This is a genomic window from Sphingobacterium sp. UBA7625, from assembly GCF_002484085.1.
Lineage (GTDB): Bacteria > Bacteroidota > Bacteroidia > Sphingobacteriales > Sphingobacteriaceae > Sphingobacterium > Sphingobacterium athyrii.
This window is the reverse complement of record NZ_DLJD01000025.1, coordinates 56093-73305: the sequence shown is the minus strand read 5'-3', so window position 1 is coordinate 73305 and position 17213 is coordinate 56093. Positions and strand designations below refer to the sequence as shown.

Below are 17213 nucleotides of genomic sequence, written 5' to 3'. Positions count from 1 at the left end.
CTATATGAAGATAGCATTTGTTATTAATCAAACGCATAAAGAAACGGAACGTTTCACAACAACTCTGCTCGCATTGAAGGCGCATCAGCTAGGACATGCGATTTATTACATCGGATTAGCAGATTTTTATTATGAATCTGCCCATATTGCTGCCCATGTGCGTGAGGTACTCCCTACACAACAGATTACCTCTGCAAAACAGTTGATGGAGGTGTTACGAGCCACGACAAAGACAAAAATGAATATGGAGAAGATGGATGTGGTTTGGCTTAGATTCGATCCGGTTTTGGATATGGTGAATAGACCCTGGGCAGCTTCATCCGCGCTGCAGTTCGCCTCCTTATTAAAGGAAAAAGGGGTACAGGTCATCAATGATCCAGATAGTTTGGGTAGGGCAAGCAACAAATTGTATCTCGAAGGTTTTGACGAATCTATTCGGCCTAAGACAATTGTAACCAGAAATTATGCAGACGTAGTCGAGTTTTTTGAACAACAAAATAAATTGATTATTCTAAAACCCCTAAAAGGTTCAGGCGGGAAAAATGTGTTTTTGATCAATAAAGACAATCAACAAAATCTAAAGCAGACAGTAGAAGCCATAGCGCGGGACGGTTATGTGATCGGGCAGGAATATCTTCCCGAAGCGGCAGGTGGTGATATCCGTTTTTTTCTGTTGAATGGTGAACCCGTCTCCATCAATGGAAAATATGCTGCTGTTCATCGTGTGCAGCAGGGGAATGAGATCCGGAGCAATGTACATCAGGGGGCGAAAACCCAAGCGGCAGTCATATCGGCTGAGTTGCTACAGATGGTTGATAAAATTAAAGATAAATTGATTCAGGATGGAATGTATTTTGTTGGTTTGGATATCGTGGGCGATCGTATTATGGAAATTAATGTTTTTAGTCCGGGAGCTTTATGCCAAACAGAAGAGATTGTAAAAGAAGACTTTTCCGCATTGATTATCAAAAATCTTGAAGAAAAAATAGGATCTGCTAGAAATTCATCGGGTGTATAGTAAGGAGATTATATGTAATTGGTTTTATAATAAGGGAGCAGAGATCAATAATTGACCGGACTGTCTAAAAGCAAACCTGATTCTGAGAACTCAGTTGTTTTTGGCGTTATTTGAAATCTCTTAGCGGTAATTAGGATTGTAGTAGGAAACTGACAAAACGCGGGATTGATGAAAATTATGAGTTTGAGATGAATCAACCCAGTTGAATTCTTGCTAATTTTAAGAAAATAAAAAAATACGATGTTTATTATAGATTCACCTTCTCATGATGCTTATTTTAATATTGCTTCGGAGGAATATCTGCTCACCAAATATCCAAAAGAGCCTATATTTTTGTTGTATATGAATGAACCGTCAATTATCATTGGTAAATTCCAGAATACGCTCGCTGAAATAAACCTTGATTATGTGAATGATAATAAGATTAAGGTCGTTAGAAGGATGTCTGGTGGTGGTGCTGTTTATCATGATTTAGGAAACCTCAATTTTTCCTTTCATACGCTATTGGGAAATTTGGATTTTATGGATTTTTCGACTTTCACACAACCCATTGTTTCTGTTTTGAACAAATTGAATATTCCGGCAAGACTGGAAGGAAGAAACGATCTCTTGGTGGATGGAAAAAAATTTAGTGGGAATGCGAAACTCGCAAAAAATGGTAAAATGGTTCAGCACGGTACTATTTTAATTGATTCGCAGATGCAGATATTGAATGATGCACTGAAAGTAAATCCGCTTAAATTTATTGATAAGGCTGTCAAGTCGAACAGGGCGCGTGTAACAAATCTGGTCGGTTATCTACCTCAGGGTTTTACAACGGTAAAATTTAAGGAACTGTTGATCGCAGAGATGCAGCGTGAAAATCCGGATGCGAAGGTCATTCATTTCTCAGCAACTGATATCCAGAATATCGAACATCTGGTGAAGGAAAAATATGAAACCTGGGACTGGAATTTCGGTTTCTCTCCGAATTATAATTTTAAAAAGGCAATCAAGATTCCTGCGGGTTTTATTGAATTACACTTAGACGTACATAAAGGTTATATTGAACATGCTAAGATTTTTGGGGATTTTTTTGCTTCTAAATCTATTCACGAGTTGGAAGAACTCTTAATTGGCGAAAAGCATCAGTTGGAAGAAATTTCTGCTCTGCTGAATTCGATAGATGTAACTTCTTATTTTGGAAAAGTTGAAGCGCCTGAAATACTGGAATTGTTTAAATAAAAATTGTTTTATCAGTCCTGTAGGGCCTGAAATAAAAAAAAGTTATTATGCCTTGGAACCCAGATGTATATAATCAGTTTAAAGACATTCGATTCAAGCCTTTTTATGATCTATCCGAACTAATAGCTTCGGAGGTAACGATGAAAGCCGTGGATCTCGGATGCGGAACCGGCGAGCAAACGGCTATTTTAAGTGACAGATTTCCACAGGCAACATTTCTTGGAATAGATTCTTCTCCGGAAATGTTATCGGCGAGTAGTAAACTCGAAAATGAGCGTCTAAGGTTTGAGAACGGCAATGTTGAAAATTTTTTGGAAATGGCGGGTTCATGGGATCTAATATTCAGCAATGCGGCGTTGCAATGGTTGGATGATCATCGTGTACTTTTCCCACGGCTCATTTCCAAATTGAGTAGCGGCGGACAATTGGCAATTCAGATGCCTTACCAGCCAGAAAATGTCTTAAATAAATTGCTATTTGAGCTGGCTGGTGAAGAACCTTACCGAAGTTATTTGGATGGTTGGAATAGGGCTTCATCGGTGCTAAGTATAGATGACTATGCACAGATTTTATTTCATGCAGGCTTGGAGGAATTGGATCTTTCGCTTCGTATATACCCAATTATTGCCGCGGAAGTGGATGTACTTTATGACTTTATTTCCGGATCGGCACTGATCCCTTATATTGAGCGATTGGACGAAGATAAAAGACCTGCTTTCATTGAGGCTTTTAAGATACGTATTAAACAGTATTTTTCCAGATTCCCCGCGATATATCCGTTTAAACGTATTTTGTTGTATGGACGAAAGAGCTGACATCGAGCGAGGATGTTCGTGTTAAATGCTGATCAAATCTGACCAGATCGCTTTGGTCATCGTTGCTAAATCGTTGGGATTTAATATCATTTGAAGGCCTCGTTTTCCCGCGCTCACAGAAATTTCTGTTTCCAATTGAGCTGCTTCCTCAATAAATGTTGGAAATAGTTTTTTCATGCCAATAGGTGAGCAGCCACCGCGGATATAGCCCGTTACAGCTAGGAGATCCTTCATAGGGAGCATTTCACAATTTTTATTACCTGATGCTTTAGCGATCTTTTTTAAGTCAAGTTGGGCATTTCCGGGAATTACAGCAACAATGTAAGGGTCTATATTTCCTTTCAATACTAAAGTCTTATAAAGTGTTTCAGGGGACAGACCCAAGGATAAAGCCACATGATCAGCACTTACATCATGATCATCAACTTCATATTCTCTTAAACTATATTTTACTTTTGCCGTATCTAAAAGGCGAACGGCATTTGTTTTATGTGACATGACGATCTTTATACGCTTTTGCGATTTGTAAAATAGTTTGTAATCTCTGCCAACGTATATGTATTAAGGCAATTTTTTGACTCAAGTCCACCTTTTTGTGCAACAAAAATACCATACTGCATGTCCAGTAGTCCTTCGGTGCGGTGGGCATCGGGGTTAATGGATAACAATACTCCCTTTTCCACGGCATAGCGGTGCCATCTCCAATCTAAATCTAGTCTTAAAGGGTTCGCATTAATTTCAATGACGACCTGATTAGCGGCGCAGGCATCAATTATTTTTTTAAAGTCGAGTGGATAGCCCGATCTACTTAATAAAAGACGGCCTGTTGGATGTCCCAAAATTGTTGTATATGGGTTTTCAATTGCTTTAATCAATCTGGCGGTTGCTTTTTCCTCATCCATCTTTAAGTTGGAGTGAACAGAGGCGACAACAAAGTCAAATTGTGCTAGTACCTCATCGGGGTAGTCCAGTGATCCGTCGCTTAGAATATCGGATTCTATCCCTTTAAAGATTTTAAAAGGCGCTAGTTTTTCATTTAAGCTGGCAATTTCCTTCCATTGTTCTACCAATCTCTCGATGGAAAGACCATTTGCATAAACAGCCGTTCTGGAGTGATCACATATTCCAAGATATTCGAGACCTAATGCATCCCTACAATAAAGAGCCATTTGCTCCAAGGTATGCACACCATCACTATAAGTTGAGTGATTGTGCAATGTCCCTTTGAGATCTTTAAATTGGATTAATTGTGGTAGAGTATGGTTCTGAGCGCGTTCGATTTCGTCGAGACCTTCACGTAATTCTGGTTCAATATAATCAAGCCTTAAATTGCGATAAATTGCCTCTTCGCTGGAAAGTGAAGGTAGATCAGAAAGAATGTTGAACAGAAGATCCAAATGTGCAGCAGAACCTGTACTGAGAATGAGGTCTCGGTAGAAATCATTGATATTCGTGCTGAAAACCTTGAATGTAAAACCGAATTCATCTGTGATTTCCAAAGAATTTTCTGTTTTCTCTACCAATGTGTAATTAATCAGAAATTTTTCTACGGCTTCAATGCTTTCGGAAATGAGAAGATCCACCGTACTTAATACTTCGCATTTTCTTCTAAAATCTCCTGTGAAAGATAAGAGCGAAGAAGGAAAGTGTGTTTTTAGAACAGTGTAAAATACATCGGCTTGAGGCAATACCTTGGCATACAGAAACCACCCTTGATTCGATATGGAAAATTCGATGGATTTTTTTATTTCTTCCTGGGTTTTTAATCCAAATCCCTTGGCTTCAACAAGACGGTTTTCATTGCAGGCATACAGTAGTTCACCGACGCTTTCAATCCCTAGTTCTTGCCAGATAATCTGTACCTTTTTGGGGCCTAGACCTTTTATGTTTAGCATTTCAACAACCCCTGATGGCGTATTTGCCAATAACTCATCAAGCTCCTTAAACATTCCCGTTTGTGCCACCTCTTTTGCTTTTTCGGCTGTACTTTTTCCTATACCCTGCTGTGCACTCAATTCTTCAAGCGAGGCGTCATCGATACGAAAAGGTAATTTGTCCAATTTAAAAGATGCACTAGCCATTGCCTTTGTCCGGAACGGATTTTCGTTGTGAAGTTCCATTAATTGGCTGCACAGTTTAAAAATTTTAGAGATCGCTTTATTGTCCATCATCGTGGTGAGTTGTTAGGCTACAAATATCCTAAATTTTGAACCAAAATACCAACGAAGTTGACAATATAATCCCGTTAAATAATGTGAAAAAGCCGTTTTTTATTTGAATAATACCCTGTTTTATTAAATTAACAACAAAGTGACAAATGAACACCTGTATAACCGAGCATTTTGGCTAAGTTTGTCGCTTTTGGGTATTGAAATCGATAGAGGATATTGTGTTTTTTGAAATATCCGATAACAATTAGTGGTGTTATGATAGCAGATATAAGTGACAAAGAGGTCAGCGGCCTTTACAAAACAGGTATTATTCAGCAGACAGCCTATTGGTCCGCTGTGAAAAAGATGCAGGGGATAGCGTCTAAAGCGTTTAATTTCAAATCTAAACGTTCGGATCTTTATATAGGAGTTGAAGAGGATACTTACTTTGTGGGAGATCTGTTGATTATAATCCAGACGATAGATCATGAACATAGCATAGCTTATGTACCGTATGGACCTGAAATTGAACCATCAGAAGAAAATCAAGGCCATTTTTTAGAGCAACTTTCCGAGAGTTTACGTGGGTATCTGCCTCAAAACTGTATTATGATACGTTATGATTTATCCTGGGAATCACATTGGGCGAAGGATGATGATTGTTATGACCTTTATGGAAATTGGTTAGGTGTTCCAGAAAAACGAATTCAGGAAATGCGCTTTAATTTTAATACGGAACATTGGAATTTTCATAAGGCAAATACGGATATTCTTCCTTCTAATACCATTTTTATGAACCTTAAGGGCGAAGAAGATCATTTGTTGGCCAATATGAAATCAAAAACGCGATATAATATTAATCTGGCACAAAGGAAAGGTGTAAAGGTGCGTTCCCTTGGCCTGGAAAGTCTGGAGATCTGGTATGAATTATATCGGCAGACAGCTGCCCGAAATAACTTTTTCTTACATGATATCAACTATTTTAAGATTGTGCTTTCAGCAAGAGCAAACGATACATTGTCGCCGGCGGACGTTTACCTGTTGGTTGCAGAGGTGGAAAGTCAGCCCTTAGCTGCAATGTTTCTCGTCATAGCGGCAAATCGGGGCACCTATTTATATGGGGCATCGGCTTCTGAAAATCGTAATTATATGGCTACTTATGCTTTGCAATGGCGTGCCATGCAGGTTGCAAAGGAAATGGGGTGTACCGAATATGATTTCTTTGGTGTATCTCCCCAAGCTGATCCATCACATCCCCTATACGGACTTTATAGATTTAAAACCGGATTTGGAGGTGAAATTTATCATCGTATGGGCTGTTGGGATTATCCATTAAACAAAGAAAAGTATAGATATTACGCCTCCATGGAGTTTAAAAACCAAAGTTATCACTTGAGTTAAGTATTAAAATACTTCACCCAAAGTCAGTCTCACACCACGGTGATTCGTACTGATGCCGTAGTCAATGCCAATATTGGTACCTGAATTTTTGTTGAATTTAATTCGGGCGCCTGCACCTGTACCGATATTCCAGTCTGCAAACATGCTGTTTTTGGGGCCGTTCACAGTCGTGAAATTCATAAAAGCAACAAAACCAAACAGCCCATTGCTGCTGATGTCACGACGATATTCTGTTTCCAGATAATACAATGATTTACCTCGGAATCTACTTACAGGGAAACCTCTTCCAGAACTATTGTAGGGGTCCCAGCCCAAATTGGGTAAATCAAGATAGGGCGCTTTACTATTGAAAACAGTCCAGAAAAAGCTACGTACAGCAATCATATTCTGCTTGTTGGGATCCTGAGTCAATCGGTGATATCTTCTGATTTCGAGAAATAAGGATTTCCAATTTTGATCACTCCCCATAAAAACCGGATTTACGCGAAATTGTAAATTGGCATAATTGCCAGACCAGGTATTAATAGAATTCGCGCGCGTATCATAAATGAGGTTGAGACTCAGACCCGATGAAATAGTATGATCTTTTAAATCCGTGCCATAGGGATAGGAGGTGTAGTCTGCAAGCGGAATATCACCGGTAGATTTGATGTTCATCCGGTAATCCAGATCATAACCAATTCCCATAAACAGTCCCCCGTGTATTCTTTTTAGCGCGTGTTGATATAACCTAAAATAGCTATAATCCAAATTGATCTGCTGGTCACCATGATGTTCTTTTCCGATTCCCCAGGTTTCATGGGGGTATTTTAATAGTCTGATATCACCATCAATCACCCAGGTATTATCTTTCAGCCATACATAGGAGCGGATAGGGAGGCCAAATCGCTTTCCAAAATTTGTATAGGGTGTGAAAGTGACTTTTGACATATAGGTGCTCTTGCGTTCACCTAGGTAGAATCCGGCTGTGGTACTTGTGATCAGCGCATGCCCACCTCCCGGAACGTTTGTTGAAAACGGCAAAAAAGAAAAGTAAAACTTTTTTCCTGTACTATCGACAGACTGCGGTGGCTTTATCTTAAGGATTGCTTTTCCAATATCGATCAGGTCGCGCTGTTTACTTGTATCTGCAACGTGTTTGGTAATTTCTATTTCATTGACTGGTCGTTGTGCGTATAATTTAGATTGGTATATCACCAACGAAACCATCAAAAGGGTGAAAATAGTATAAGAAGTATGTCGTCTGTCGTAGTGTGCCATGAAAGCACGCAATCTAAGAGGAATTGGACAGAACTGCAATATTCTGTGTAATAAATTATTCTTTCTGTGGAGTTTTACCGATACGTCGACAAAGTCGAATTTTTATTCACCTACAAAAAAACGGCATTTACCGATTTTAATGTAATGTTAATCTAAATGTAATGGAATCAACACATGAGTTGTCTTAAATTTGAATCAGAAAATAAATGAAAAAAAAAGCGCAACAAATTTAGGTTGTGTGCGACTATAGAATAAGAAAATATACTAATATATTATAAATAGAAAAGATATGAAAACTTTAGTAAAAACATTTGTGGCAGCAGCAATGATAGCAATCTCCACTTGCTCAATGGCTTCGGTTAAACCAGAAGAACGTAATTTAATTACAGCTGATTTGGCAATTGATGAATATGTTGGCGCAATGACCGAAGGTCAGGTAGCGAATTTAGATAGGCTATTCACTTCTGATTTTAATCAGAAAATCTGTGGTAAACAAGATTTAAATCACAGCCGATCGGAAATGATCGAGTTCTTGAAAAAACAAAAAGGAATAAAAATGAACTGTAAAACAACAACGCAGATCGTTGAAGAATTACCAGATTATGCTATTGCGAAAGTAACCATGCAATTTGATGGTTTCTCTAAGACCGATTTGATCACACTTGTGAAGGAAAACGGTGCTTGGAAAATTTCTAAATCAGTTAACTCTTACAAATAGGAATTACTGCCGCAAATCGAAATGATGTTTCGGGAAACTGAGCAATGTATAAAAACAAAAGAGGCTACTTGTGAAAAGTAGCCTCTTTTGTTTGTGGAGCATATCAGGATCGAACTGATCACCTCTTCACTGCCAGCGAAGCGCTCTAGCCAGATGAGCTAATGCCCCTTTGTTTTTCTGTCGCTAAGATAATACCTTTTTTGTAAAAACAAAATTGCTTTTTTATTTTTTTTAGTATTATTATTTATTGCTTCTCGTTAAGCAACTCTTCGGTACGTTGTATCTGCTGATTATCCTTCCATTCATCATGTCCAGGGATAACCATTTTTATCTGGGGATACTTCGCTAATAATCTGGCTAATGCAGGCTTCCAGGCTTTGACGTCACCATCAACAATATTACCTAAATTTTTTGCCTCCGAACTTTTGATAAAGCAACCCCCATCCAGAATTTGATAGTCGGGAAACCAGACAACGACATTATCCAAAGAATGTCCTGCACCAAAAAAGTTCAAAACGAAGGACTGACCACCGACTTTATAGGTCTTGTTGATTTTGACGAGATGCGTAGCTTGGGCTTTATGATTTGCCTTAAGCAGGTCGTTGGTCATTTTTGTCGCATAAGTTGGAATGCCGATACGATTATAATATGCAAATCCTCCCGCGCGATCCTCATGCCAATGTGTGGCATATACCGCAATGACAGGTAGTTGATGCTTTTGTTTAATACTGTCCAAAAGCGGTTGATATTGTGTCGAGTCCCAAGGCGTATCAAATAGAATAACACCCTTCTTGGTGATTAGATAGACCGCATTAGCGGCATATTTGGTACCCTCAAAGGTATTGTAAGTCGTATAAAGATATAGCTGTGAATTGATCTTTTCAATTGATAATGGTTTTTCCTGTGCGCGCAAAGATGACAATACACAGCAAGAAAGACCGAAAAGTAGCGTAGCTACTTTTGCGGAGAAGAGCGAAATAGTATTTTTGAACATAAGTAAATAAACGATTGTTCGGAACGAATATTGTTGAGTTGGACCTGTTAAATTCCTTTTTTTTGGCTACAACGATGTAACGAAATCTTCCCGATGTGGAGTGAAAGAATCTATCAATTCGCCTTCTTCAAGACATTCACAGCCGTGGATTAAATTTGGGTAAATGATACAGGAATCACCTACGGTTAAAATTTCATCTGTGCCATCAATGTGGTACCTGAACTTTCCGGCGCTGACATAAGATATTTGTGTATGTGGGTGTTGATGTGGGGCACCGATTGCACCTTTTTGAAAACGTACTTTCATTAACATCAATTCATCATTATAGACTAATATTTTACGTTGTACACCATCGCCTAGATCCGTCCAGCTCTGCGCTTTATCGTGTAGGAATATCTCACTCATTTTAATCACTTTTATTTTGAAAAATTAATCAACAAATCTTTATTACCAATGATAGGAAATAAATACGACTTTTGTAGCTCAGCTTGAGAAGTTCTTTATAAGTGTACAACGTTGGTGAGAAAATATCCCGATTTTCTTAGGAAAAATAGAAGAACATGGATGAACTGATCGGTAAAGTATTTGAAAAAACTGTTACTTTGTGTCTGATAAAAGCGAATGTACTGATATGAATTATTTCGACGAACTTATTACGTTATTACATGAAGAACAGCAATATGATAAGATGCAGCATGAAGCATTATTATTGAAAAGCAGTTTAGATGAAAGAAGAATGCAGGGGGTGACCTGGTTTCCTATTAAGATCACGGATAGCGAACTAGGGCGGGGAGATTATCTGTCAGTTAGTTTAAAAAAAACAAATCACCTCGATGTAGATCATCGGTTTCGTTTTGGGATGCCTGTTTCTCTATTTTCAAACCATGACCCAAAGGCGGACAGGATAGATGGTGTTATATCTTCAGTTAATAAGGAAAGTATGCGGATTTCATTTCGTATAGAAGAACTGCCAGATTGGAGCAGAAGGGGAAAACTCGGTGTGGACTTATTATTTGACGAGCATTCATACCGTGAAATGACTAATGCGTTGCGACAGGCAAAGGAACTCGCAGCTGATCCACGACAAGGCAAATTGATTAGAAAGCTTATTGGCGCAGAACAATTATATACAGAAGAAAAAGAATTATTTTTTGAACATCCAGACCTCAATGACGGCCAAAATAAGGCGGTTCAGCGGGTCTTGGGCACAGCAGACATAGCACTTTTACATGGCCCTCCCGGCACGGGGAAAACGACCACATTGATAAAGGCAATAGCCACGTTGTTAAAGAGCAATAATAAGCAGATACTCGTTGTAGCACCGAGCAATACTGCGGTTGATCTATTGACGGAGCGTTTGGATGCTGCGGGCATAGTCGTCACACGAATCGGTAATCCCGTTAAAGTATCTGAACACCTACAGGAGTTGACCCTTGACAGTAAAATAGATCGCCATAGCGCGAATAAGGATATAAAGTCTTTGCAAAGGCAAGTTCGAACCTATACGGATATGGCCCAAAAATATAAACGTAATTTTGGTAAGGCCGAACGGGAGCAAAGGAAAGCATTGTTTGACGAGGCTTACAGAATTCGTAAAGATGTGGATAGGATTCAGGATTTTATCGTGACGGATATTCTCGATCGCTCTCAGGTAATAACGGCGACGCTGGTAGGGGCAAATCAAGATGTCATCCGAAGTCGGTCATATGAGACAGTTGTTATTGATGAAGCCGGCCAGGCGCTGGAACCTGCTTGTTGGATTCCGATATTAAAGGCCGATAAATTGGTGTTGGCTGGGGATCATTGCCAGCTTTCGCCAACAGTGAAATCAAATAATGGTATGGACAATAAGCTTAGTAATACGCTTTTTGAGAAGCTTGTCAATCTTTATCCTCAAGCAGTTTCGTTGCTCGATACCCAATATCGGATGAATGAACAAATCATGAATTATCCTTCCTCAGCTCTATATGGAGGTCTGTTGAAGGCTGATCGTTCAGTAGCGCATTGGACAATAGCAAACGATACGGAACCGATCGTATATATTGATACAGCTGGGGCAGGTTTTGAGGAAACCGAAAGTGATGGTGCAATCTATAATCTTGGGGAGGCCAGTTTTCTGAAATCTCATTTAAAGACAGCCATCGCAACTTGGGTACGATCTTCTCCAATCGAACAATGGCCTAGTGTTGGGATAATAGCACCTTACCGGAAGCAAGTGTCCATATTAAAGGAAATGTTGGAGCAGGATGAGGAATTACGGCCGTATGCTGCTATTATTAAAGTACAAACCATAGATAGTTTCCAGGGGCAGGAGAAAGATATTATTTATATCAGTTTGACGCGAAGCAATACCGAACAACAGATTGGTTTTTTATCCGATGTGCGCCGGATGAATGTCGCCATGACAAGGGCTAAGAAAAAGTTGGTTGTCATTGGCGATAGTGCAACGATAGGGATTCACTCATTTTACCGGCACTTTATTGCTTATGCAGAAAGTCTCGGCCAATACCGGAGTGTTTGGGAATGGGATATTGCGGAGATGTAATAGAAAAGAGGGACTGTGGAAAAATTCTTTTCGCAGTCCCTCTCGATTTTTATAAAGAGGTGAAATTCATCCAGTCAGCCTTTTCGTCATAATTCATGAGCGGCTCTGCATTATTGTTATTAGATAGTTGACCCACCAACATATAAAGGTCCATACTAACGTGTTGACGTGTGATTTCAGTCATTTTATCATTAAAACCAGCGTTATTGATTTGTAAGACATATTGGAAGCAAACAACACGGGCAATTATTTTTCCTAAGGTGACCATCTCGCGCTGTTTAGGTTGAAGTGGGAAGTCGAAATTTAAAATGGAGGAGAAAAATGGGGCCGCAAGTTCGGTTGCAGGATTTATTTTCAGGAATGAAAGTAGATTGCTCTCCTTGCTTTTGCGCATCAGTTTAGCAATTGCCTCCGCAACCTGCGAATAAAGCATCTCGTTTGAACCTTCAAAAATTTGGAAAGGTCTGCTATCGACTAAGCCGCGTCCGGCAACATGATCCAGTCTATAGCCATTTGCCCCAGACAACTGTACGCAGATCTGTGCAGATTCATGCATAAGATCTGTTACCAGTGCCTTGACACTGTTGGCGTCTACACTGTGGCCAGAGAGATCATTCTGAATTGAACTGATCGAACTACTGTATGCACACATCGCCGAACATATCGTAAAAGCTGCTTGTAAACGGGACAATTGAAACTTCACAGCATCCAATTCATTTAAAGGAATTCCACTGACACGTCTTTCGGTACAATGTTTCATGGCCTCATCCAACATCCGTTTTATGAAACCCATACCCATGCCCGGAAATTGAAGCCTGCTTCGATGCAAGGTGTCCAACATGAGTTTTATACCAGTGCTCTCCGGGGTTAAACGGTAATCGACCGGTACTTTGATGTCTATTTTATTGATTCCGTAGGGAATGGCATATAGCCCAAGACTATTATACTTTTTCAGTACTTCAATTTTCTGCTCTTCGATGGAATTGTCGGTCACAAAGAAATCTATATCCCGTACAAGTTCACCATGCTCATTTTTCTTTCGAGCAGTAACCAGCCAAAAGTCTGCAGCACCTGTCAAGCCTTGCCAATGTTTTTCTCCCTTAATATGATATTTATCTCCCGCTTGTTGGTAGGAGGTACGCATATTGAGGGCATCGCTTCCGTAAGCTTGCTCTGTGATCATCAATCCGCCCATGGCTTTCTTCTCTAAAAATTGATGGAATACTTTTTCCTGAAGTAAAGTATTGCCATACTTGGCAAAAGGTTCCAAAAATAAAGCGATATTGATACCGAAGATCAGGGAAAGTGACAGAGACTCATAGGAGGCAGCGGCAAGCACCCCCAGACATTCCTTTACATGTAATCCACGGCCACCGTGATGTTCAGGAATAGCAACGGACAAAGGTCTCATTGCCATGATTTCGCTTAAAAACTGCGGGGGTAAACCACGTGTTAAACTCAGGTTATTATAGTCATATTCCGTATGGAATAAGCTTGACAATCGCTCTTTGAATTTTCCGATATATAAATCGAAATCTTCGATCTGTTTTTTTTGTCCTAAAACGTTAGACATCGCTAGATATTGATTAAATGATAAAACATTTGCAATAGTAGATGTATACGATATATCCCTTATTTAAGATAGCTGTGATTTACTCCTAACATCCCATCGCTATACAAAAATAATTCATATCGCTGTGATTGGTCTGTCCACTTTTGTATAAAATATAGGACAAATCGTGCATGTCTAAAAATGTTAGGTTGCCTTGTTTCGATAAGAAGTAGGGGAAATTCCTACAATTTTTTTGAATAAACGGGAGAAATAGGAGGGGTCAGAAAAATCCAGCTCATAACAGATATCGGCAATGCTTTTATTTGATTCAAACAGAAGAAATTGACTATGCATGATAAGTACTTCTAAGATCAGTTCTTTAGAGGATTTTTTGAATACTGAAAATACACAGCGATTCAGGTAATTGGTCGATACTGCGAGCTTATCTGCATAAAAAGCAATATGCTTTTGCTTTTTGAAGTTTTTGTGCACAAGCTGTTTAAACATCATTGCAATTTCCTGCCTTCGGTTGAGCGCCTGGTTTGAAGAAGATAGCTTAATAATCTTTAATAAAAGGGATTTTAGCAAACTTTCAAACAATTCTTTATAAGGCGACTCAGAAAGTAATTCGTTGTAAAGTAATTTGAAGAGTTCGTTAAGATCTGTGCTGTCTTGTGTAGATAGGTTTAGTAGAGGCGAAATATTAAAAATATTCAGGATCTCTTGTTCCCTAAATATGGAAGTCATGGCGTTGTCATTGATCAGTACACAATGTCCCTTTGCCGATTTGTCAACAGATTTGATCGTCGAAATATTGCCGTAATTGCTAATGAGAATCGCCGGTGCTTTTACGACATATTCTTTTGCTCCAATCTTGTGTTTAAAATAACCTTCTGTTATATGTACAAGGAGATTGTATCCCAAGAAAATGGGAGGAGTGGGGAATTTGATATAAGGGGCAATTTCACTGAGCTGGAATATTTTAACTGGAGACTGCTGGTACCTCAGGTGTTCCAGACTACCTGTCATAAACCGATCTACAAATTCACCTGCGTTTACCTGCTTTTCCATTGTTGTCCATTATGTTTTTGCAAAACATCAAATTCTCCTATTTTCTGATTAATATGACGCGTTGCAAACGGATTTTACGTAATATCAGTATAATATTTCAAAGTTAATGCGATAAAATAGCTTTGTCAATATAAAATGTATGATGATTTTTTAAAATAGGTACGATATGCTGCCATTATTACCAATAGCGGCACTCCATGATCGTTTTTATGCAAGGATAAAAAAACTAATCGGATTTTCTAACCATTTAAGACCTGGGCGATAGGTTATGATTGATAAAAAATGATTTTGGAAAACGAAGGTTTATCATTAGCTTTAATCTTTAGCAAAATCTGAATCGTTTGTTTCTCAACGACTTCTTTATTATAAACCGAGCGAGTATGAAAATTTTATCTGTTTTTTTATCATTATTTTTTTCTGTTGTTGCTGTTCGGGCGCAGGACCGGATCAATTACTGCAATGATTACATCCAAACGGGTGCAGAACGAACTGAGCAATATATACCTTACCTCAATGGAAAGCGTGTAGCTATTTTGGGTAATCCATCTACCGTGATCAAGAAAAAACATCTTGTGGATAGCCTACTTGCCAGGGGAATTAAAATCGTAAAAATATTTGGACCTGAACATGGATTTCGCGGAAATGCCAGCAACGGAACGAAAGTGGGGGATGAAATCGATCCGACAACTAAAATTCGGGTGATCTCACTTTATGGAAATAAAAAGAAGCCTTCGGCGAAAGATCTAAAAGATATTGATGTGTTTATCTTTGATGTGCAAGATATGGGGGTGAGGTTTTACACGAATATTAATACACTTCGGGACATCATGGAAGCCTGTGCCGAAAATGAGAAGGAACTCTTGATTTTAGATCGCCCCAATCCAAATGCGTATTTAGTTGATGGTCCTATACTGGATATGAAACATAAATCGGGTATTGGTCAGTTTCCGGTTCCGATTGCTCACGGGATGACAATCGCTGAGTTTGCCCAGATGATTAACGGCGAGGGCTGGATGGCAACGACAAAAAAATGTAAGCTAAAGATCATACCCGTAGCGGGATATAATCATCAAATGTTATACAAGCTTCCGGTTAATCCTTCTCCAAATTTAAATACCGAACAGAGTATTCTACTCTATCCAAGTACCTGTCTTTTTGAAGGAGTAAAGATAAATCATGGGAGGGGAACAGATTACCCCTTCACGGTTTTTGGAAGTCCGGTTTATAAAGGATTGTATAGTTTTTCGTTTACCCCCGTGAGTAAAAAAGGAATGAGTGAAACGCCACTCTTTATGAATGAAAAATGTTATGGTTTGGATTTACGGGAATATGATTTGCAGAAGCTGGTGGATAGTAAGAAAATAAATCTTTCCTGGATGCAAGAGCTTTATCAGAATTCTCCTGAAAAAGATAAATTCTTTGATCAGTCATTTTCCAAGCAGATTGGCAGTATAGAAAAATTGGTTGGTGTTGATTCCTTTCGACGACAGATTGCAGATGGGGTTTCGGAAGCGGAAATTCGAAAAAGCTGGGAACCGGGATTAGGACGTTACAAAGAAATGAGAAAGAAATATCTTATTTATCCCTAACCTATTTATCGGTACTGGAAGCTTTTGCGCGGAGTTGTAAATGTCCTTGCAAAAGTGATAAATGCCTATGCCGTAATTTATTGGGGAATTACTATTAACCCTGAAAAATAAATGATGTTTGATCAAAGATATTATTGCTTTTATGTTGTTTTCTTATGGGGGCTTATCGCAAATCTAAGCGTGGTCTCCGGGCAACAGCTAGCGCGAAGCGTGGACCGGCTTAACTATTTCGCTGCCGCTGAAATTCGTTCGCAGCCAGTGGAGAAATTGCCGTCTATTTGTGGACGAAAAAGGAAAATTAAAGACCGAGTTGCAACAGGAATATGGAGATGATATCAATAGGTTGTTTGCTGCCTATTTACAAATGGGCAGTATCTTTTCCACGATCTGGATAGAACACGGGACGCTTTATTTTGGGGCCGCAGACGGCGCTATTTATGCCGTTGAATAATCTCTGTATGGTCGTATTTTGGAGTTGATTTATTTTCTTAGAATTTTTTCCATTGATTTACCCTTTGCCAGTTCATCAATCAGTTTATCTAAATAACGAACTTTTTGAACAAGAGGATCTTCAATATTTTCGATACGATAGCCGCAAATAACACCAGTAATCTTTGTTGCATTGGTATTGAAATGGGGCGCTTGGTTGAAAAAATGTTCAAAGTCTGTTTTGTCGGCGATGAGCTGTTGTAAAGCCGGTATATCATAACCTGTTAGCCAAAATATAATTTCATCGACTTCTTCCTTTGTGCGGCCTTTTTTTTCCACCTTTTGTATATAATGTGGATACACACCGGCAAATGACATGCGATATATTCTAGTATTGTCCATTTTTCTTTTAATGATCGTTGATGTTTTTTGTTAATTTATCGTTTT

Annotated in this window: 16 protein-coding genes and 1 tRNA gene; 8 read left to right on the top strand and 9 right to left on the bottom strand. The window is 39.0% G+C overall.

The genetic code is table 11. The annotated features are described in order from the left end of the window. The first annotated feature begins 4 nt into the window (after positions 1 to 4). The 3 genes from B4G94_RS10075 to B4G94_RS10065 all read left to right on the top strand — a co-directional run bounded on the left by B4G94_RS10075 (position 5) and on the right by B4G94_RS10065 (position 3057). A complete protein-coding gene (locus tag B4G94_RS10075) occupies positions 5 to 1018 on the top strand; it encodes a glutathione synthase (RefSeq protein WP_286858675.1) in 1014 nt (337 codons plus the stop codon). A gap of 240 nt (positions 1019 to 1258) precedes the next feature. Then, positions 1259 to 2242, top strand: a complete 984-nt coding sequence (locus B4G94_RS10070; protein WP_286858673.1) for a lipoate--protein ligase — start codon at positions 1259 to 1261, stop codon at positions 2240 to 2242. 47 nt (positions 2243 to 2289) lie between these two features. Continuing rightward, positions 2290 to 3057, top strand: a complete 768-nt coding sequence (locus B4G94_RS10065; RefSeq protein ID WP_286858672.1) for a methyltransferase domain-containing protein — start codon at positions 2290 to 2292, stop codon at positions 3055 to 3057. Between the two features lie 21 nt (positions 3058 to 3078). Here the strand turns inward: B4G94_RS10065 and ybaK are convergent, their stop codons facing one another. Together ybaK and B4G94_RS10055 are read right to left on the bottom strand one after the other, a co-directional pair. Further along, on the bottom strand, positions 3079 to 3555 hold the full coding sequence (gene ybaK / locus B4G94_RS10060; protein ID WP_286858671.1) for a Cys-tRNA(Pro) deacylase: 477 nt from the start codon (positions 3553 to 3555) through the stop codon (positions 3079 to 3081). Positions 3556 to 3563: 8 nt separating this feature from the next. Beyond that, complete coding sequence (locus tag B4G94_RS10055) at positions 3564 to 5225, bottom strand: DNA polymerase/3'-5' exonuclease PolX (RefSeq protein WP_286858770.1); 1662 nt, start codon at positions 5223 to 5225, stop codon at positions 3564 to 3566. A gap of 258 nt (positions 5226 to 5483) precedes the next feature. On the opposite strand from B4G94_RS10055, the gene B4G94_RS10050 reads away from it, so the two are divergent. Beyond that, positions 5484 to 6608 (top strand): lipid II:glycine glycyltransferase FemX, encoded by a 1125-nt coding sequence (locus tag B4G94_RS10050; protein WP_108633060.1) that lies wholly within the window; start codon positions 5484 to 5486, stop codon positions 6606 to 6608. Positions 6609 to 6611: 3 nt separating this feature from the next. On the opposite strand, the gene B4G94_RS10045 is transcribed toward B4G94_RS10050, so the two are convergent. Further along, positions 6612 to 7868 (bottom strand): hypothetical protein, encoded by a 1257-nt coding sequence (locus B4G94_RS10045; RefSeq protein WP_286858670.1) that lies wholly within the window; start codon positions 7866 to 7868, stop codon positions 6612 to 6614. 289 nt (positions 7869 to 8157) lie between these two features. On the opposite strand from B4G94_RS10045, the gene B4G94_RS10040 reads away from it, so the two are divergent. Then, positions 8158 to 8586 (top strand): nuclear transport factor 2 family protein, encoded by a 429-nt coding sequence (locus B4G94_RS10040; RefSeq protein WP_165308252.1) that lies wholly within the window; start codon positions 8158 to 8160, stop codon positions 8584 to 8586. Between the two features lie 94 nt (positions 8587 to 8680). On the opposite strand, the gene B4G94_RS10035 is transcribed toward B4G94_RS10040, so the two are convergent. From B4G94_RS10035 to B4G94_RS10025, 3 genes are all read right to left on the bottom strand, one after another. After that, positions 8681 to 8754, bottom strand: a tRNA-Ala gene (locus B4G94_RS10035). A gap of 76 nt (positions 8755 to 8830) precedes the next feature. After that, a complete protein-coding gene (gene bla / locus B4G94_RS10030; RefSeq protein ID WP_286858669.1) occupies positions 8831 to 9580 on the bottom strand; it encodes a BlaB/IND/MUS family subclass B1 metallo-beta-lactamase in 750 nt (249 codons plus the stop codon). 66 nt (positions 9581 to 9646) lie between these two features. Then, complete coding sequence (locus B4G94_RS10025) at positions 9647 to 9985, bottom strand: cupin domain-containing protein (protein WP_286858667.1); 339 nt, start codon at positions 9983 to 9985, stop codon at positions 9647 to 9649. Between the two features lie 226 nt (positions 9986 to 10211). On the opposite strand from B4G94_RS10025, the gene B4G94_RS10020 reads away from it, so the two are divergent. Beyond that, entirely contained in the window at positions 10212 to 12125 is a 1914-nt protein-coding gene (locus B4G94_RS10020) for an AAA domain-containing protein (protein ID WP_286858665.1), read from the top strand. A 49-nt stretch (positions 12126 to 12174) separates the two neighbouring features. Here the strand turns inward: B4G94_RS10020 and B4G94_RS10015 are convergent, their stop codons facing one another. Together B4G94_RS10015 and B4G94_RS10010 are read right to left on the bottom strand one after the other, a co-directional pair. Next, positions 12175 to 13698 (bottom strand): acyl-CoA dehydrogenase family protein, encoded by a 1524-nt coding sequence (locus tag B4G94_RS10015; RefSeq protein WP_286858663.1) that lies wholly within the window; start codon positions 13696 to 13698, stop codon positions 12175 to 12177. 183 nt (positions 13699 to 13881) lie between these two features. Then, a complete protein-coding gene (locus B4G94_RS10010) occupies positions 13882 to 14748 on the bottom strand; it encodes a helix-turn-helix domain-containing protein (RefSeq protein ID WP_108633066.1) in 867 nt (288 codons plus the stop codon). Positions 14749 to 15128: 380 nt separating this feature from the next. Here B4G94_RS10010 and B4G94_RS10005 point away from each other — a divergent pair, with 380 nt between their 5' ends. Together B4G94_RS10005 and B4G94_RS10000 are read left to right on the top strand one after the other, a co-directional pair. Next, positions 15129 to 16337 carry an exo-beta-N-acetylmuramidase NamZ family protein gene (locus B4G94_RS10005; RefSeq protein WP_286858661.1) on the top strand — a complete coding sequence of 403 codons (1209 nt, stop codon included), beginning with the start codon at positions 15129 to 15131 and terminating at the stop codon, positions 16335 to 16337. A 280-nt stretch (positions 16338 to 16617) separates the two neighbouring features. Then, positions 16618 to 16788 (top strand): hypothetical protein, encoded by a 171-nt coding sequence (locus B4G94_RS10000; RefSeq protein ID WP_286858659.1) that lies wholly within the window; start codon positions 16618 to 16620, stop codon positions 16786 to 16788. Between the two features lie 29 nt (positions 16789 to 16817). Here B4G94_RS10000 and B4G94_RS09995 read toward each other — a convergent pair whose 3' ends face one another. After that, on the bottom strand, positions 16818 to 17144 hold the full coding sequence (locus B4G94_RS09995; protein WP_349681863.1) for a DUF2200 domain-containing protein: 327 nt from the start codon (positions 17142 to 17144) through the stop codon (positions 16818 to 16820). Between the last annotated feature and the right edge of the window lie 69 nt (positions 17145 to 17213).